The organism is Myxococcaceae bacterium JPH2 (genome assembly GCA_016458225.1).
GTDB lineage: Bacteria > Myxococcota > Myxococcia > Myxococcales > Myxococcaceae > Citreicoccus.
Map to the genome: position 1 here is coordinate 933261 of JAEMGR010000001.1, position 17452 is coordinate 950712.

The following is a 17452-nucleotide window of genomic DNA, read 5'->3' on the forward strand; positions in this document are numbered from 1 at the left end:
CTGCGGGTGCAGCGCCACGCCAGGACGGGGGACCATGCCGCGCAAGCACACGGTGAAGGCGGGAGAGCACTTGATGCGCATCGCTCGGAAGTACGGCCTGCCCGACTGGAAGGCCCTCTACGACGCGCCCGAGAACGCCGCCTTCAAGCAGCGCCGGCCCAACCCCTTCGTCATCCTGCCCGGGGACACGCTGCACATCCCCGACGCCGCACCGGCCGAGGTCAAGGCCGGCACGGGCAAGCAACACACCTTCACGCTGAAGAAGGCGCAGACCACCCTCAAGCTCCAGCTCCACGATGACGGCCCCGACGCCCGTCCCCTGGCGCGCGCGCGCTATCACCTCGACATCGAGGGAGCGCAGCCCGTGGAGGGCCAGACCGATGGCGAGGGCTGGCTGGAGACGCCCGTCCCCGTGGACGCCGAGGAGGCCACCCTCACCGTGTGGCTCACCGAGCAGGAGTCGATGGAGTGGACGCTGGAGCTGAGCCACCTGACGCCCTCCGATGACGTCGCGGGCGCGCGGGCGCGGCTCAACAACCTGGGCTTCGACAGCGGAGACCCCAGCGCCGCGGAGGATCCACTCACGGAGCAGATGCTGCGCGCCTTCCAACAGGCCCATGGCCTGGAGGAACAGGAAGCGCTCGGCCCCCAGACGCGCGCCCGGCTGGAGCGCGAGCACGGCTGCTGAACCCCTTTTCGAGAATGCCCATGGCGCCCACTACCTCCCAGCCCCCTGACTCCGAGTCCAAGCAGAAGGTGCGCGTCGCACTCAACAGCGCGAACAAGCTCGTCGTCCGCGACGTGCCCAACATCATCGTGCTGGTGGGCGGCACCGTCGACCCCGGCAACATGGACACCGCCGCGCGCTCGGCCAGCTTCCATGACCCGAAGCTCGCGACCAGCGCCCACGACCCCAACTGGTACTGGCAGGACAACCGTCCCTTCCGCGCGGCGCTCGATGCCCTGCGCAAGGACTACACGAACCTGCACCTCTTCACGATGCATGGGTGGAGCGGGGACAACAACCCAGACAACCGGACCATCGCGGGCAAGTACCTGGCGGATCGCCTCTGCGGCGGCGGCGGTGAGAAGCCATACTACGCGGCCTTCCTCAACCGCGAGGTCTCCATCCATCTCATCGGTCACTCGCACGGCGGCAATGTCATCAACGCCTTCACCGAGCGGGCCGCCACGTCGAAGGAGTGGCCGAAGAAGTGGAAGATTCGCAGCATCACCTATCTGTCCACGCCCTTCTTCACGAAGATGCATCAGGTGAAGACGGGCGCGTTCAGCGACGCGTGCCACATCACCAACGTCTTCTGCAAATACGACCTCACCCAGCGCGTCGTCGCGGACTTCTCGCTCATGCCGTTGCACGACGTCCTTCGCCAGAAGGGCAACTCGGACGCGCTCATGAAGGAAGTGCACGCGCTCCACTTCGACACGGCCAAGCTGACGGCCGCGCTGCAGTCCACTCGGGTCGTGGACAAGGATGACCGGACCTGGCACATCGACCTGCACCTGCTGATGGACAAGGTGAAGGCGGAACATCTCTATGATGAGTCCCTTGCCGCGATCGCCCAGCTCCGCAAGGTGTTCGACGCGGTGAAGGGACTGCTGCGCCAGTTCAACACGCCCCTGCAGTTCCCCGTCGCCACGGAGCTGAAGGGCAAGCTCACCCATGAGCGCAAGGTGCTGAGCGACTCGCTCCTGGCGCGCTTCCTCGCGGAGCTGAAGACCGTGGAGAAGGGCATCGACCCCACGGAGAAGGCGCTCCGCGCCCGGCGCAAGAAGGGCGAGTACCCCGTGGGCGGCCTCTTCGATGACCTGCACCTCACCGACTTCCTGCAGCCGCTCGTGCGGCTCATCGGGGTGGACCGGAAGACCTTGAACGGTCCGCTGTGGGCGCTCATCGGCTCGATGCTCGAGGAGCAGGTCGCGGAGTTCGACAACACGGTCACCTCTCCCGCCGCGCAGCTCAAGGCCACCAAGTTCGCCACGGCCATCACCCAGGTGGATGTCACCAAGGAGGATGCGTACAGCCACCGGCACAAGGACGTCGAGTTCGGCCGGTTCATCTCGCGGCTGGAGGGAATCGAGAAGCGCTACGCCGTGGCACCCGCGCTGCGCAATCCTCGCGACCTGCGCGACCTGCTCTTCACCTTGCTCGCGCAGGTGGAGCCGCTGCGGCTGCTCGTGCAGAAGTGGGCCTCGGCCGCGGACTGGGCCTCCTCGCTGGCCAGCTATGCGAGCAAGACGAAGTCCCCCGGCCTGCGCATCATCATCGACCTGGTGAACCACCTGGAGAGCTACTTCGTCATCGTCAGCGAGCGGAGCGCGGGCGGGATCCAGGTGGATCAACCAAAGGTCGATCCACCCTATGGGAGCCTGGACTACTTGATGCGGGTGTCCCACTCCGTCAGCCGACAGGACCTCTACCCGCCCGTGAAGGAGGCCTTGAAGAAGCAACTCGACACGCGCCTGAAGCGCGGCTGAGGCTCTCGTCCACTGGGGCCTTGTCCGGGTGAGCGCCGAGGCGCTCGAATCCTCGTGTGCCGGTGGGCCCTCCAGCACATCCTGGAGGACACCACCTTCCATTCAGGAGGATTCACCGCATGACTGGCACCGCGACTCGCCCCGCTGAGCAGAGTGGCACCTTCAAGCTGGGCGGAGACCTTCCCATCCATCGTCTGGGTTATGGCGCCATGCAGCTCACCGGCCCGGGCATCTGGGGTCCGCCCAAGGACCGAGCCGAGGCCGTGCGCGTGCTGCGCCGCTCCCTGGAGCTGGGCGTGGACTTCATCGACACCGCGGACTCCTACGGTCCCTATGTCAGCGAGGAAATCATTGCGGAGGCGCTCCACCCCTACGCGCCAGGCGTCGTCATCGCGACCAAGGCGGGGCTGGTGCGCACGGGGCCCAATCAGTGGTTCCCGGTGGGCGCACCCAAGTACCTGCGTCAGGAATTGGAGATGTCCCTGCGCCGGCTGAAGCGGGAGCGCATCGACCTCTATCAATTGCATCGCATCGACCCGAAGGTCCCCATGGAGGAGTCCCTGGGCGAGCTGAAGGCCCTCCAGAAGGAGGGGAAGATTCGCCACATCGGGCTCTCCGAGGTGTCGGTGGAGGAGATTCAGCGCGCTCGCAAGGTGGTGGACATCGTGTCGGTGCAGAACCGCTACAACCTCACCGACCGCGTGCACGAGACAGTGCTCGACTACTGCGAGAAGGAGAACCTGGGTTTCATCCCTTGGTTCCCGCTCGCGACGGGTGGGCTGGCCAAGCCGGGGAGCACGCTGGACTCGGTTGCTCGCAAGCACAACGCCACCCCGGCGCAGATTGCGCTCGCGTGGCTCCTGGCGCGCTCGCCGGTGATGCTGCCCATTCCTGGCACCTCGTCCGTGAAGCACCTGGAGGAGAACCTTCAGGGCGCCACGCTGAAGCTGAACCAGGACGAGCTGGCCGCGGTGGATGCCCAGGCCCGCGCTGGCTGAGTCGCGCGCTCCAGCCCGCTTCGCGGTCGTAGACGACGGGCGTTCACTCGACGGTGAACGCCTCCTGCGGCAGCGGCTCGACGCACGAGGTATCCAGCTCGCCGTCCGGCTGATCCAGGAAGGCCACGGCCATCTGATGCATGCACGGCTCATATTCGAGCATGCCGTGGCCGCGGCCCGGGAACACGACGTGCTTCGCGCGCGGAAGGTCTCCGAGCAGCGCCTGCGCGTTCGCGACCGGCGTCCGTGAATCGAACTGCCCCACGGTGATGAGCGCGGGCAGCGCGCTCCGGACCGGCTCTCCCGCATGCGGCTCCGGCGGTTGACCCGCCGTCCACGTCGGGCAGGCATGACGGTCGGCATGAGCGGAATAGAAGGCATCGATGCGCCGGAGCCGGTCCGGCCAGCCCTCCCCCAGGAGGGGCAGCGCCCGGGTGTCGATGGGATGCCCACCCTCGTCCCGGCACATGACGGACAGGTGCATGCCCCGCGCATTCGGGTGGAAGTCGAGCGAGATGTAGATGGGCAAGAGGGTCGCCGCGGTGGAGAGGTCGCCGCGCGCGATCAGGTCCATGAAACGCGGGAGGTCGCGGTACACGTCTCCGCCGAGGGACCTCCCCATCATGATCAACACGTCATGACCGGTGATGCGATGGTCGCCGAGTTGCACGGGGGCATCCTCGAGCGCGAGGAGGGCGTTGGCGAAGCGGGTGCGCAGGTCCGGGTACGCTTTCGCGCACGAAGGCTGCCGGCCACAGGCCGCGATCACTTCCGTGAGGACCTCCAGCGTATTGGCCTCGTAGAACGTGGGCGCCTGCACGGGGGCTGGCGAGTCGAGCACGACGGCGCGGATGCCCTCTGGAGCGTCCCGCATCGAAACGAGCGCCAGGCGCGAGCCATACGATGAACCCACGATGTTCCACTTCGAGAAGCCACGCTCACGCCCCAGGAGGATGCGGAGCTCCTCCATGTCCCGCGCGTTGTGCGTGCTGTCGTAGCCCGCGAGGTCCGCGCCGGACGCGGTCACCCGGTCGTGGCACGCGGTCACCGCCGCCAGCATCTCGTCCATCGTCTTGAATCCCGCCCCTCCGGCGACGTCGCGAGCGAGTTCGGGGCAGTCGAGATCCTCGGGCGTCGTATTTCGCGAACCGCGCTGGTTGAGGACGACCACGTCTCGCTCCTGCCGCAAGGAGAACTCGGGGAGATGGGGGATGCTGGCGACGACCTCCAGCGCGCTCGGACCGGGTCCACCGGAATAGAGCGCGATGGGGTCTGGCTTTGGCTCCGCGGTCCGGGCGGGAAGGATGACGAACGGCAGGCCGATGCTGCGGCTGTTCGCCTTCGCCCGGTTCTCCGGCACCGAGAGCGTGCCGCAGATGGCGGATGCGTCGGGAATCGAGACCGCGCAGGGGCCGAAGGTCAATCGCGTGCGCGAATCGACGCCCCGCTCACCGCAAGCGGGAGCGACCAGGATGGACGAGCAGAGGAGCAGCAGCGTGAGATTGTGGCCGCGAGCCAAGGGCATCTCCAAGGTCAGGAACGCCGCGAGTCCGCGACGTCCCAACAGAGATGCCGGATGCGCTTTAGGAATTGATGAAGCGCGCCCCGGGAAAGCGCAGGGTGATTCCGAGCCCCCGCGCCTCGAGCCCCTCGTGGACGGTGAGGGTGGCGCCCTGCAATTGCGCAATCCGTGCCACGAGCGACAGCCCGATGCCGGTGCCGCGCCGCGCATTGCCACGGACCCGATAGAAGCGCTCGAAGATTCTCCCCCGCTCGTCAGCGGGGACTCCGGGCCCGTCATCGCGAATCCCGAGCAGGACCGCACGGCAGTCATCGACGGGATGACATGCGATGTGAATCCGTCCGTGCCCCCCGGAGTATCGGAGGGCGTTGTCGAGGAGGTTGCGGATGAGCACCCCCAGCGCGTCGACGTGTCCGTCAATGAGCGCCGGTTCGAGGTCGAGCGTGAGCGTCTGCCGATTCTCCTCCACGAGGACTTCGACATCTCGCGCCACGACGCGCACCAGCATCGAGAGGTCGACCCGCTCACGCGCCGAGGCCTCGTGCAAGGCGCCGAGTCGGGAGGAGTCGAGGAGCTGTTCCGCCAGCCGGGCGCTGCGTGCCACGCCCGCGTCGAGTTCACGCAGGGCGGCCTTCCGCGCGTTGGCATCCTCCGCCTTCAGCGCGACCTGGGCCTGCAAGGTGAGCGCGGCCAACGGGGTACGCAGCTCGTGGGCCGCGTCGGCGAGGAATCGCCGCTCGGCCTCCAACGAATGTTCGAGCCGCTTCAGCAGCGCGTTGAATGCGTCGACCAACGGGCGCACTTCGCCCGGAAGGTCCGCGCTCGGAACCGGCCGGGTGTCGAGTGGCGCTCTTCGCGAGAGCGACTCATGCAACGCGCCCACCGGGCGCAGTGACCAACGCACCACGGCCCACGTGGCGCACGTCCAGGCAGCGAGGACCACGAGCGAGAGCAGGAACCCCGTCCGGGAGAGCATGCGGAGGTCATGCTCCACGCCAGGGTGGAGCCGACCGACCTGGACCTGCAGCCCGCGCGTCCCGTCGGAGAGCGCATACGTCCACCAGACCTCGTCACCGATGCGGCTGCGCCCGCCCCCCTCCAAGAGGTCGGACTTGAGCGCGACCGTAGGAGCACCCGCGGACCGCAGGACGAGGTGTCCGTGGGACCACACCTGATACTCGCCGAGGAACCAGCGCGGGAGTTCAATGTTCGCGCGCTCGACCCGGATGCCAGCGTCGACGCTCCGTTGAACGCGCGCGAGGACCTGCTGTGCCGCCTCGCGCGGCGGAAACTCGTCCCACATCGCTTCACCGCGCCACACTTGATGGAAGACGAGAGCGGCGCCCGCGCACCAGAGGCCGAGGACCATCCCCAGCATCGCGGCGAGCATCCTCAGCCGGAGCGACTTCACGCGTCCCCGTTTCCGATCCGGTAGCCCAACCCGTGCACCGTCTCGATGAGCCCCTCCCCCAGCTTCCTCCGGAGCTGATGCACGTAGACCGCGATGGTGTTGCTGTCCTTGCCTCCAGTGCCTTCGTAGACCTCGTCCTCGAGCTGGCCACGCGACAGGACCCGTCCCTTGCGTTCCAGCAGCGCCTTGAGCATCCGGAACTCATGCGCACTCACTGCGACCGGCAAGCCGGCGCGCGAGACCGTGCGTCGCTCGGGGTCTACGGTGATTTGACCGTATCCCAGGAGGGGAGAGACGCGCCCCTGAGCGCGTCGCACCACGGCGCGCAGGCGCGCTTCAAGCTCCGCGAGCTGGAACGGCTTCACGATGTAGTCGTCCGCGCCCGCGTCGAGTCCGCGGATGCGATGGCTCAGTTGGTCTCGGGCCGTGACGATGAGCACGGGGGTGGAGTCGTACCGCTTGCGCAGAAAGGACAAGAGGTCGAGTCCCGAGCCATCGGGGAGACCGAGGTCGAGCAGCACGGCCGTGAAGCGATGGTCGAGGAGCAGAGGACGCGCCTGCTCGAGGTCCTCCACCCATTCGCACGAGTGCCCGTGCTCACGCAGGCCGGCAAGCGCGGCGCTCGCGAGCATGCGGTCGTCCTCCACCACGAGAATGTGCACGAACACGCTCCTCGACACGTGGCGGCCACCGAAGCGGCCTGGCCGCGTCCGCCCAGAGCCGCCCGGGTTCGTCCCGCTTCGTCCCAGTGAGAATTCGGAAACGAAGGGACGGACCGGCCCACGCGGCCTTGAACACCCCCGCGGGCGCCGGCTGTCACCTCCGTGGTCTCAATCCTTCCGCGAGGGAGCGTGTTCGAGCGACGTCCCCACTTCAAACAAGCTCTCCAGAATCGCGAGGGCGGGCTCGATGCCCTGTTTCACGCCGTTGTTGGTGAGCACCACCGCGGCCATCCCGTCCCTTGCGCGGATGCGCATGAACGTCGTCACGCCCCACTCGCTCCCGTCATGTCCATACATGGATTCACCCGCGAACTCCGTGTGGATGAACCCGATGGCCTGGGTCCCATCCACCTCCGGCGCGGGGATGTATGGCCGGAGCATCTCCTCGCGACTGGCACGTCCCAGCACGCCGCGCGCCTCGAGCAACGCAGGGGTTCCCACGGCGGCCGCGAATCGGACGATGTCGTAGGCCGAGGCGAACAGTCCTCCGTTCGGGTAGTCAGCGAACGTGTAGGGCCCGTAGGTGTCATGGCGGGTCCCGTTCCAGTGATAGGGAACAGCCACCTCGTTGGGCGAGAAGTCATCGAGCCGCAGGGAGCTGTGGTCCATTCGGAGGGGCTCGAGCACCGCGTGGCGGCAGGCCTCGCGGAAGTCCTCGCCCGCGGCGAGTTCGCCGATACGGCCAACCAGCGAATAGCCCTGGTTGGCGTAGGACCAGGTTGTTCCTGGGGCCTGGGGGAGGAAGTTGGCGTCTGCGTTGTAGTAGGTGCCACCCGGCTCGAAGTAGCCACGCACCGCGTCGGCCAAGGGAATCGAGGAATCGCGCCCGATGGAATAGAACGTCACGCCCAGCGCCGCGCTGTCGGCGATGCCGCCGGAATGGGTGAGGAGGTGACGCAGCGTCACCGCGTCGGCGTGCGGGTGGCCCAGCTTGAAGTCGAGCGAGCCCACGATGGGTCTATCCAGGTCGAGCAGGCCGCGCTCGACCATGGACATGATGGTCACGGCGGTGACCGTCTTGGTGATGGAGGCGAGCAGCAGCGGGGTGTGCTCCGTCATGGGCCGCCCCGTCTCCAGGTCTGCCTGTCCGTACCTCCGACAGAAAATCACGCGCTCGCCTCGCGCCACGCACACAGCCACGCCGGGCAGATGCAGGGACTCCATGGCCGAGGCGACCCGTGAATCCAGCGCGGTGAACGAAGGGGCAGGAGCAGAAGGCTCATCGCCGCACCCTGATAGGACAGACAACCACACGACACACGTCAGGAATCGCTGAAGGTTCATGGATGAGGTGACATCCCAAGTCCTCGGGCCGGGGGCTTCCGGACACATGGCTGGGCGGGTCGGCGGTTCAACACCCGGGCGTCATGGAACTGCTACGCAAGCCAAGCCTGATACGTCTATTTCGTGAGGTCGCCCCACCAGGAACTGCCCTGGCGTCATCACCGAGACTTCGAAGCCACCACCAATAAATTCCTAACAAATGTCTGAGTTTGAATTCGCGACGAACTTTCAGCCCATGCGGACTGGCGGCTGAAGCCCGTACACGCGAGGAGTCTTTCAACGGGCGATTGAAGCGGGCGCGCGGGCCCGAGTCAGCGGAGCCACGCCCCAGAGCCGAGCGCACGAGGCCGCTTGCCTCGCGCTACTTCTTCTTCGAGGGCCGGCACTCACCCACCGAGCCCTCGGCGCAGTGACTCCCGTCCGTCCAGATGGCGCCGGACAGGTTGGCGCCATCCAATCGCGCGCCCTGCAGGTTGGCGTTCTCCAGCACGGCCTCTCTCAGGTCCGCGTCGCGCAGGTTGGCGTTCTCCAGGTCGCAGCGCTCCAGCACGGCGCGCCGCAGCTTGGCGCCTCGCAGGTCCGCGCGAGCCAGCAACGCGCCTCCCACCGGCACGGAGTACGCCTGGGAGCGCTCGGTGCGGCGGTAGGGGCCATTGGGCCCGTGGAAGCCGCGCTCCTCCAGGTTGATGCCACGCAGGTTCGCGCCCTCGTACCGGGCGGACTCCAGCCCTCGCGCGCCTCGAAGGTCCGCGCCCTCCAGGTTCGCCCCCTGAAGAACCGCCTGCTCCAGGAACGCCCCGTCGAGGTTGCACTCGCGCAGGTCCGCGTCCTGAAGGTCCGCGAGCGTGAAGTCCACACCGGAGAGGTCCGCGCCTCGAAGCTGCGCACGCACCAGCCGAGCCTTCTCCAACCGCGCGCCGGAGAGCCGAGCCCGCTCCAGGTCCGCTCCCTCCAAGGAGACCCCGCGGAGATCGCACCCCGAACACTCGCGCGACACGAGGAGCCCGCGAGCACGCTGCTCCAGCTCGCTGGGACAGCCCGCCCCCAAGAGGCCAGACATTCCCAGCAGGCAGACCGGAAGCAGACGCATCGCACGGGAGCGGGACATGGTCCGACACTACACCGGGCCTGCGGCAGTCACACGGCCCCACGAGGTCCTTCGCTCAAGCCGACGCGCGCGGAGTTCGCGAGCACAGGCCAATACCTGGCTTCAATCCGTGCGCTCGGGCCTCGCCTCGGCGGAGCGTGAATCGGACAGCGTGTTGTCCCGGCAGACAACACTCCCGCCCGCGTGGGACGTCCGCCCGTCGCTCACGAACAGGAGTCGCTTCTTGCAGCGTCCCCAGCCCCGCGACAGTCCCCGCCACCGGGGCCGCTTGCGAAGCTGTCCGTCAGCGACGGGGCACGCGGAGGTGACATGCCCTGGGATTTTCGGACCACCTGAAGCTTGAGAGGATGCCGCGCCGGGTACGACGGAGGCAGGCGGGGAAGAAGCGTCGGTTCAGCGAAGAGCAGATGGTCGCGATTCTGCGCGAGGCGGAGCGGAAGTCAGTCCCGGAGACGGTGGCGCAGAATCTGGCGCGGCTCGAACAGTTCAGGCAGCCAGGCGCGTACAATCACTCTCCGGTCGGCTGGGCCATGGCGGACAATGCTCCGCTCCAGAAGCAGGGCGTGCCGGTGTACTGCTACAACTTCCCCGGCCCGGAATACACATACATCCGAGCCAGCGCGCCGCTGTCTCCCGGCCGCCACACCCTGCGCTACGAGTTCGAGAAGACAGGGCCCGAGCCCTTCGGGGCGGGCGGCAGGGGCTGACTGTATGTCGACGACACGAAGGTGGCGGAGGGACACATTCCGCGCACGGTGTCCGCGAGCTACTGACGAGACCTTCGACGTGGGCCGGGACAAGGGCTCGGCGGTCAGCCCGGAGTACGGCTCGAATGCGCGCTTCACGGGCCGGATGTACCGCGTGGACTTCGACCTGCATCCGGACCACGCGGACCCGGCCCGAAGCGCCGAGGCCCGATTCCAACACCAGCTGCTGCGGCAGTCACAAAACGGCGCCACTCCCAGGCCACGTCCCGTGGCGTCCTCGGCTTGGGAGCGGACCTCCCGCGACGAAACTGCAGACACTGTCCGCATCGGACCGAGACTCTCCCCTGGAAGTCTCAGCCCTCGCCGAGCATCGTGCCCGCACTCGCGCTGCCGGCACGATGTGGCGCGACTTGCTGGTGTAGCACCCTTTGTCGGCGTGCTATCTCCTGCAGGAATTCACCGAGCGGCACACTTGAGCCGAATAGCCCACATGCGCGCAACGACAGGCAGGTTCTGGGGGGTGGTAGGCGGGGGGATGATGGCTGTCATCCTGGGGGGATGCTTCACCTCGAAAGAGGTAGACGGCACGGAGAGCTTCTTTGGACCGAAGCTCGTCGAACGATTCGCGGCGGTTCCGGGCCTGGGCACGGAGACCACCTACACCCTCGAGGTGAAAGGACATGAGCCACTGCGGGTAGAGTGCCCGACGGGAGTCGATGGCAGAAGAACAGGGGGCATCGAGACGTCTCCTGACAAGAGCCGCCTGGCCTTCTGGTGCGGGAACAAGCAGTGGCGCGTGGTGTACAAGGTCAAAGGCAAGCTCATCGAAGAGTGCCCGCCCTATGCAATGGGAGACACGCTGAATTGGGACGCGGCCAAGGACTTCAAGACCGCCGCGCCGGAGCTGGTCCGTTGCAGTTCCTTCTCGACCGTGTCCCAGCTCTTCCGGCAGGTGGCCACGGAGCCCGAGTTGCCTCGGCTCTTCATCCAGTCATTGGGGATGACGAAGCGACTCGGCAAGAACAACGACTTCAGCTATTGGGATCCCACCTGGCGGTCGGAGCTCCAAGCCTCGCCGGCATCCGTTCAAGAACAAGTACGCGAGGGCCTCAAGGTTCGGTTCGCACGCGTGGACAGCATCGTGGATGCTGCCGCGCTGACGGACCTCATGACGGTGGTTGGCGCGGACAAGGAGACGGAGCCGTTGCTCCACTCCCTCTTCTTGCGGGCGGTGGCGCAGCACCCCCGCGAGGACTCGTTGGAGTCCGCCTTGGCCTGGGTGCGTGAAAGCTGGGGGGACGCTGTCGCCACGCATTATGCGTGTGAAGCCATGGCGCTGGGCTCGATCCAGAAGACCGGGGCCCTCTTGCTGGCAAGCTCCCAGATGCCTTGCGAGGCCTTTGACCACCATGTGGCTTCGCAACTGAGCGAGCCCTCCCTGCTATGCAATCCCCACATCCAATGCGACCAGGAGCCGTGCTCCGTGACCGAGCACATCCAGGATGGTTCTGCGAACTCCCTGACTCAATCGGAGCAGGAGCAGATCGCCGTCCTCGCGGCGGTCCAGCGCAAGCAGGTTCCCGCCTGGTTCCCGCTGGCCATCCGGCGTCGGGGGTACGTGGTGGAGATGCCGCAGACTCCGGCCTGCGCGAAGGCGGAGCCGGGCACGCCGTGCGCGTGCGACGTCAAGGTCTGTGAGATGGTGGGCCCCAAGGAGGGGCGGACACCATCGGAGTGCAAGCTGGAGTTCGACGACAAACGGAAGCACATCCGAGTCGTGGCCCCGTGACTCCAACCTGCTCGCGTCACATCCACGCGAGCCCGTGAGCGCGCCGGGAGCATCCTCGGAATAGAATGACGACTCCTCGCATCAGGCCTCTTCGTCGGGGAGGAGCATCTGCAGAAACTCATCGTCGGGACCGAGAGGACGCCAGCCAACGCGAGGAGGCGACGCGCGAAGTACGGCTCTCGCCTGCCTGACTCGCTCCTTGTGCGAATCAGGAGTGTAGGCGGTCCACGACCCGAGCATCATCGCGACCTCGCCACGAATTGTGTCGTCCAGCATCTCCGGCCAGCCACTCGGAAAACGTTCGGACAACTCACGAACCAGCACGTCTCGAACAAAGCGAGCGACCTGTTTGCGCTGCTCCGCCTCATACAACAAGCCGCTGAGTACCTGCACCGCAGCCACATCCTCTCGCCCCAGTTCGTCGGCGAGTGCATACAGAGGGACCGCTGGACGAGCATCAGCGAAAGCGGTGAGCGAGGCATAGCCGAGAGCACGGGCTCGTTCATACAGCCGAGCCTTGACGTTGCCGAGCCAGGCCTCTCCGCCATTCATCGACCAGCCCCAGGGGTGAAGCTCATTGGAATTTGATAGTCCCGCATGTGCTTCGCGACCTCCTTCAAGATCTCATTCCGCGTCAGCCTACGTCCAGCTTCAACTTCGGCCTCTCGCAGCGTCTCCATGATCATCCGGTTCCACTCGCCCGGCCACGTGCGCCCCAGCTTCCAGTTACCACCTCCGTGAAGCGCCTCATGCTGTGCCTGCTCGAGCCTCACGCAAAACTGATCGATGTCCATGGCTCCCTTGAAGCCGCGTTGCTCGAACCACTCTCGATATTCGTTGGGTAGCACGTGATGCTTCGGCGCATCGGACATGCCCGCCCCAGCCCTGCCCCTCACCTGCATGCCGCGAACTTCCGGGCTGTCCCCCAGCGCGTCGCGCACACCTTGCGGCAGCTCCCCGTTCCCCTGTGCCATCAGCACGTGACCGGCGTGGATTCGGACCGCCGCACTCACTGCCGGCAGGGAGATGACGCCCGCCTGCACGAGCCGCCGAATCATCTCCACCCACTCGGCGGAGACCACGAGCTGCGAGCCCGTCATCACTCCGTTCGCGCCCATCACGAGGGCCACCCCAAGCGTTACAGGTGCTGCCGGAGGCGGCGGCAAGCGTGGCAAAGACAGCTTCAGCGCCGAGACCAGGGTCACCATCTCGAGGACCTGCGCCGCTGCCATGACCTGCCCACTGCGCTCCCCGGACAAACGAACCCCCTCGCGAATGGATGCAAACTCACGCGTCAGCTTGCCCATCAACGCGGGCATCGCGGTCGCCGCGGCTTCGGCCTGCTCGGGGTCCTGTGATGCGAGCGCAGTCAGGGTGGGCTCCATCAGCCGCTGCACACGGCTCATGTCCACGAAGAGCCGCTCGGCGCTGTAGCTGGGGACCTGCTCGAGCGTGACATCCGCGAGACCCAGAAAGTCAGTCCATGTCGCCAGGAGGATGGCGCCGAACATCGCGGCCTGCAGCCGAGGGCCTGTCATCCGGAGGATGCCCAGTTCCATGTCCTCGTCCGCGACTCCTCCCGCCGTCTCCGCCAGAGCAGTGGTCCCCGCCACTGTCCCACTGAGCCAGCGCAGTTGATTGGCGCCGGAGTCGACGTAGCGAGTGAACACGCCATTGGCGCCTCCTATCCCCTGCTTCCGCGCCGCGAGCCTGGAGAGCGAATTGGCAATGCCGCGGGTCGAACCCTTCACCTCGTCGACGGCATCGAGAACGGCTCGCCGAGTCTGCGCGACACTGGCGCGCGCTCCCCCAACCGCCGAGCCAGCTCCGGCTTCGTCTTCACGCGCTTCACGACGGCGCGTCAGCCGTTCCGACGCATCAGCAGTGTGCGGCAGGGCGTCCAGGTGGAGCGTCTGGCCGCGCTCCGGCGCCACCGACGCACAGCCGGTCAACAACAGGAGCACTCCAACCGAGAGGGCAGCGACGCGCTCCAACCGCCGAGCAGAACCGCGGCGTGTGCCCCGTCCCCAGCGCGCCAGGTCCCGGAGGAACGTGGAGGGAGCGTCGCCCTTCGTGAGAAAGCCAACACTCCCGACAGCGCGCGAGTCAGACGGTTCGAGCATGGTCGTGGTCCCCCCGAGCGCCCTTCCGCGAAGGACTCGCGCAAAGGCAGACTCAAGGTACCGCCAGCTCAATCCAGACTGAACGACGTGACAGGTTCAGACAGGAGGAACCCCGCATCACGCCCCATGCATCCGCGAGGCCCTGCTTGAGCAGCGTGGGCCTCGCTGCACGGCTCACGGCGAGCTGAGCCCTAGTAGAAGCAGGGGCCGGTCTCACGCAGTTCGAGGGTGGCCCACTCGCTCGCGGGACACTCTCTCGCGATGGCCATGGCCTCTTCGCGCGTCTGGACGTCGAGGTAGAAGAAGCCCCCGACAATCTCCTTCGCCTCCGTGAAGGGCCCGTCGCTGACCAGCGGCTTTCCGGCTCGCACCGTGAGCCGCACGCCCTCGGCGTCGGACTTGAGCGAGTCGGCGAACTTGCACACGCCTCGCGCCGTGATGCTCTCGACGAACTGCCCCATGCGCTCGAAGGCGCGCCGCGCTACATCCGGCGGCCGAGTGCGCCGCTCCGCGCCTGACTCCAACACCAACAGCATGTATGCCATTGCAGACTCCTTGACCGCGTGACCCTAGCGCACTCGCGCGGGTTCCGGCTGCGCCAGCACCCAATCCGCGAACGACTTCGCCGCCGGTCTCAATCGCCGATGCGCGGGGTACACCACGAAGTACGAAAAGCGCGTGGTCATGGAAGGTCCAGGCAAGCGAACGAGCCGCCCATCCGCGAGATACGCCGCCGAGACGCGCTCACGCGCCAGCACCACGCCGAGTCCCTGGGTGGCCGCCATCAGCGCGGCGGACGTGTCGCTGAAGTGGAAGCGCTCGTCGATTCGCGCGTCCCTCACCCCCGCCGCGCGGAACCAGTCGTTCCAACCCTGCCGAGACAGGTCGGCGATGAGCGGCAGCGCCGCGAGGTCCGCGGCCTCGCGCAAGCTCGCGAGCCCCGGCAGCACAGGCGAGGCCACGGGGAACAAGGCGTCGTCCATCAAGTGATGCGCGGTCAGTCCAGGCCAGGGGCCCTGCCCGTAGCGGATGGCGAGGTCCGCGCCGCCCTCGTCAAACCGCGCCAGCGCCGCCTCGGTGTCGACGTGCACGCGAATGCCCGGGTGCACCCGAACGAACGCGGGCAGACGCGGCAGCAGCCACCCATAGGCCAGCGAGTGCAGCATCGAGACGCGCACCCGCTCGGGCCAGTCCCGTCCCGCGAGCAGGTTGCGCATCACGCTGTCCATGTCGGACATCGCGGAGCTGGCCGCATCGGCGAGTTGGCGCCCCTGCGGCGTCAGCGCCACCCCGCGCGCGTGACGCTGAAACAGGACGAGCCCCAGCCGCGCCTCCAACTGGCGCACGTGGTGGCTGACCGCGCTGGCGGTCAGGTGCAGCTCCTTCGCCGCATGGGCGAAGTTCTGGTGGCGGGCGGCGGACTCAAACGCCGCCAGCGCGGGAAGCAGGTCCGTTCGCAGGGCCAAGGGTGAGCCTCAAATCTGGCTTGTGTCTGCCGCTCAGAGTACGCGCTTGTGGCCCGGACCGCGATATCCAGAATGCGCCGCGGACACCCAGCCCGTTAAACGTGTCGCCGCTTCCCTGAAACGGATCCCTCCCCCATGAGCGCTCCCGCCCTCTCCCCCGCGACACCCGTCTCCCCCTCCCTCTCCACCTCCTGGCGCACCCCTCTCGAGTTGGGCGGACTGGCCGCCGTCTGGGGCGCGTCCTTCCTCTTCATGCGCATGGCCGCCAAGGACTTCGGCGCGCTGCCCCTGGTGGAGGTCCGGCTGGTGCTCGGGGCGCTCGTGCTGCTGCCCCTCCTGTGGCGCGCGCGCGCCGACTTCACGCTCGCGCGCTGGCCCATGTTGGCGCTGGTGGGCGCCATCAACTCGGCGGTGCCCTTCTCGCTGTTCGCCTGGGCCGCGCAGCGCGCACCCGCGGGCGTGGGCGCCATCACCAACAGCATGGCCGCGCTGTTCACCGCCCTCGTGGGCTTCGTGTTCTACGGCGAGCGCATCGGAACGCGGCGAGCGGTGGCGCTGGTCGCGGGCTTCGCGGGCGTGGTGGTCCTCGCGAGCGGGAAGGCGGCGGGGGCCAGCCTCGGCTGGGCGGCGGCGGCGGGTACCACGGCCGCGTTCCTGTATGGCATTGGCGCCAACCTGGTGCGCCGCAAGCTCACCGGACTGGCCCCGGGCGCGATCGCCGCGGCGACGCTGCTCTGCGCCTCGCTGCTGCTGTCGCCCTTCGCGCTGCTCTCGTGGCCCGAGCACGCCATCCCGGCGAAGTCCTGGGCCGCCGCCGCGGGGCTCGGAGTGTTGTGCACCGGCATCGCCTACGCGGTGTTCTTCCGGCTCATCCAGCGCATCGGCGCGGCCCGAGCCGTCACGGTGACGTACATCGTCCCGCTGTTCGGCGTGGCCTGGGCGTGGCTGCTGTTGGACGAGGCGGTGACGCCCAGTCTGGCGATCGCCGGCGTGCTCATCCTCGGCGGCGTGGTGCTGAGCCAGCGCGCGCCGGCCTGAGCCGCCTCACCGCGGGCGGTGGTGCCGCACCCCGCGCGCCGCGGGCTCGTCCAACCAGACCTCCACGTCCCGGTGGAGCTGGAGGAAAGAGGCCGGACAGTGCGGCGTCACCGGCCCGTGCAGCATGGCGGTCACCGCCGCCGCCTTGCTCGCACCGAACGCGAGCAACACCACGCGCCGCGCCTGGAGGATGCTGGACACCCCCAAGGTCAGCGCCGCCATCGGCACGCGCGAGGGGTCGTCTCCGAACAACATGGCATTGGCCAGCCGCGTCTCGCGACTGAGGCGCGCGCGGTGACACGAGGCCACCAGCGACTCGCCCGGCTCGTTGAAGGCGATGTGTCCATTGGGGCCGATGCCCAACAGGAGCAGGTCCAGTCCCCCCACGGCGGCGAGCGCCGCGTCGTAACGGGCGCACTCGGCCTCGGCGTCCTCCGCGCTCCCATCGAGGAAGTGGATGCGCTCGGGCGAGAGGTTCACGTGATGAAACAGGTGCCGCTCCATGTACGCGCGGAAGCTGCCTGCGTCCTCGGGCGGCAGCCCCAGGAACTCGTCCAGGTTGAAGGTCACCACCCGCGAGAGGTCCAGCCCCCCGCGTCGCGTGAGCGCCACCAACTCCCGGTAGACGTTGAGCGGGGTGCGGCCGGTGGGCAGCCCCAGCACAAGGTCCGGCTGCAAACGCACCGCCTCCGCGAGACGGGCGGCACAGGCCTCGGCGGCTTCCTTCTCGGAGCTGAAGACACGCAGGTTCACGAGCGGCCCACAGCATAGGGCGCCCGCGCGTCCTT

General features: G+C 67.6%; 16 protein-coding genes. 6 read left to right on the forward strand and 10 right to left on the reverse strand.

What is annotated here, in order from left to right:
* Positions 1–34 precede the first annotated feature (34 nt).
* From JGU66_03920 to JGU66_03930, 3 genes are all read left to right on the forward strand, one after another.
* Entirely contained in the window at positions 35–688 is a 654-nt protein-coding gene (locus tag JGU66_03920) for a peptidoglycan-binding protein (GenBank protein ID MBJ6759896.1), read from the forward strand.
* Between the two features lie 20 nt (positions 689–708).
* A complete protein-coding gene (locus JGU66_03925; GenBank protein ID MBJ6759897.1) occupies positions 709–2496 on the forward strand; it encodes a hypothetical protein in 1788 nt (595 codons plus the stop codon).
* A 119-nt stretch (positions 2497–2615) separates the two neighbouring features.
* Positions 2616–3494: an aldo/keto reductase gene (locus JGU66_03930; protein MBJ6759898.1), complete on the forward strand. Its 879-nt coding sequence runs from the start codon at positions 2616–2618 to the stop codon at positions 3492–3494.
* Between the two features lie 43 nt (positions 3495–3537).
* Here JGU66_03930 and JGU66_03935 read toward each other — a convergent pair whose 3' ends face one another.
* The 5 genes from JGU66_03935 to JGU66_03955 form a co-directional block, all read right to left on the reverse strand.
* Complete coding sequence (locus JGU66_03935; GenBank protein MBJ6759899.1) at positions 3538–5013, reverse strand: alpha/beta hydrolase; 1476 nt, start codon at positions 5011–5013, stop codon at positions 3538–3540.
* Between the two features lie 64 nt (positions 5014–5077).
* Entirely contained in the window at positions 5078–6427 is a 1350-nt protein-coding gene (locus JGU66_03940; protein MBJ6759900.1) for a HAMP domain-containing protein, read from the reverse strand.
* Positions 6424–7089 (reverse strand): response regulator transcription factor, encoded by a 666-nt coding sequence (locus JGU66_03945; GenBank protein MBJ6759901.1) that lies wholly within the window; start codon positions 7087–7089, stop codon positions 6424–6426. The genes JGU66_03940 and JGU66_03945 overlap by 4 nt, the downstream gene beginning before the upstream one ends.
* A gap of 168 nt (positions 7090–7257) precedes the next feature.
* A complete protein-coding gene (locus tag JGU66_03950) occupies positions 7258–8433 on the reverse strand; it encodes a beta-lactamase family protein (protein MBJ6759902.1) in 1176 nt (391 codons plus the stop codon).
* A 361-nt stretch (positions 8434–8794) separates the two neighbouring features.
* On the reverse strand, positions 8795–9541 hold the full coding sequence (locus JGU66_03955; protein MBJ6759903.1) for a pentapeptide repeat-containing protein: 747 nt from the start codon (positions 9539–9541) through the stop codon (positions 8795–8797).
* Between the two features lie 407 nt (positions 9542–9948).
* Between JGU66_03955 and JGU66_03960 the strand changes: the two genes are divergently transcribed.
* A complete protein-coding gene (locus tag JGU66_03960; GenBank protein ID MBJ6759904.1) occupies positions 9949–10248 on the forward strand; it encodes a hypothetical protein in 300 nt (99 codons plus the stop codon).
* Between the two features lie 535 nt (positions 10249–10783).
* A complete protein-coding gene (locus tag JGU66_03965; protein ID MBJ6759905.1) occupies positions 10784–12037 on the forward strand; it encodes a hypothetical protein in 1254 nt (417 codons plus the stop codon).
* 81 nt (positions 12038–12118) lie between these two features.
* On the opposite strand, the gene JGU66_03970 is transcribed toward JGU66_03965, so the two are convergent.
* The 4 genes from JGU66_03970 to JGU66_03985 all read right to left on the reverse strand — a co-directional run bounded on the left by JGU66_03970 (position 12119) and on the right by JGU66_03985 (position 15626).
* Positions 12119–12589 carry an NUDIX hydrolase gene (locus JGU66_03970; protein MBJ6759906.1) on the reverse strand — a complete coding sequence of 157 codons (471 nt, stop codon included), beginning with the start codon at positions 12587–12589 and terminating at the stop codon, positions 12119–12121.
* On the reverse strand, positions 12586–14031 hold the full coding sequence (locus JGU66_03975; GenBank protein ID MBJ6759907.1) for a DUF2380 domain-containing protein: 1446 nt from the start codon (positions 14029–14031) through the stop codon (positions 12586–12588). The genes JGU66_03970 and JGU66_03975 overlap by 4 nt, the downstream gene beginning before the upstream one ends.
* A 320-nt stretch (positions 14032–14351) precedes the next feature.
* The gene (locus tag JGU66_03980; protein MBJ6759908.1) at positions 14352–14705 is read right to left on the reverse strand and encodes a dehydrogenase; all 354 of its coding nucleotides are present in this window, start codon (positions 14703–14705) and stop codon (positions 14352–14354) included.
* A 24-nt stretch (positions 14706–14729) separates the two neighbouring features.
* Positions 14730–15626: a LysR family transcriptional regulator gene (locus tag JGU66_03985; GenBank protein ID MBJ6759909.1), complete on the reverse strand. Its 897-nt coding sequence runs from the start codon at positions 15624–15626 to the stop codon at positions 14730–14732.
* Between the two features lie 135 nt (positions 15627–15761).
* On the opposite strand from JGU66_03985, the gene JGU66_03990 reads away from it, so the two are divergent.
* Complete coding sequence (locus tag JGU66_03990; GenBank protein MBJ6759910.1) at positions 15762–16664, forward strand: DMT family transporter; 903 nt, start codon at positions 15762–15764, stop codon at positions 16662–16664.
* A 6-nt stretch (positions 16665–16670) separates the two neighbouring features.
* Here the strand turns inward: JGU66_03990 and nagB are convergent, their stop codons facing one another.
* Positions 16671–17417: a glucosamine-6-phosphate deaminase gene (gene nagB / locus JGU66_03995; protein MBJ6759911.1), complete on the reverse strand. Its 747-nt coding sequence runs from the start codon at positions 17415–17417 to the stop codon at positions 16671–16673.
* Between the last annotated feature and the right edge of the window lie 35 nt (positions 17418–17452).

What these genes read in the sequence shown, in the direction of transcription:
- JGU66_03920 (MBJ6759896.1), top strand. Translation starts at nt 35, where the DNA reads ATGCCGCGCAAGCACACGGTGAAGGCGGGAGAGCACTTGATGCGCATC.
- JGU66_03925 (MBJ6759897.1), top strand. Translation starts at nt 709, where the DNA reads ATGGCGCCCACTACCTCCCAGCCCCCTGACTCCGAGTCCAAGCAGAAG.
- JGU66_03930 (MBJ6759898.1), top strand. Translation starts at nt 2,616, where the DNA reads ATGACTGGCACCGCGACTCGCCCCGCTGAGCAGAGTGGCACCTTCAAG.
- JGU66_03950 (MBJ6759902.1), bottom strand. Translation starts at nt 8,433, where the DNA reads ATGAACCTTCAGCGATTCCTGACGTGTGTCGTGTGGTTGTCTGTCCTA.
- JGU66_03955 (MBJ6759903.1), bottom strand. Translation starts at nt 9,541, where the DNA reads ATGTCCCGCTCCCGTGCGATGCGTCTGCTTCCGGTCTGCCTGCTGGGA.
- JGU66_03960 (MBJ6759904.1), top strand. Translation starts at nt 9,949, where the DNA reads ATGGTCGCGATTCTGCGCGAGGCGGAGCGGAAGTCAGTCCCGGAGACG.
- JGU66_03965 (MBJ6759905.1), top strand. Translation starts at nt 10,784, where the DNA reads ATGATGGCTGTCATCCTGGGGGGATGCTTCACCTCGAAAGAGGTAGAC.
- JGU66_03970 (MBJ6759906.1), bottom strand. Translation starts at nt 12,589, where the DNA reads ATGAATGGCGGAGAGGCCTGGCTCGGCAACGTCAAGGCTCGGCTGTAT.
- JGU66_03980 (MBJ6759908.1), bottom strand. Translation starts at nt 14,705, where the DNA reads ATGGCATACATGCTGTTGGTGTTGGAGTCAGGCGCGGAGCGGCGCACT.
- JGU66_03990 (MBJ6759910.1), top strand. Translation starts at nt 15,762, where the DNA reads ATGAGCGCTCCCGCCCTCTCCCCCGCGACACCCGTCTCCCCCTCCCTC.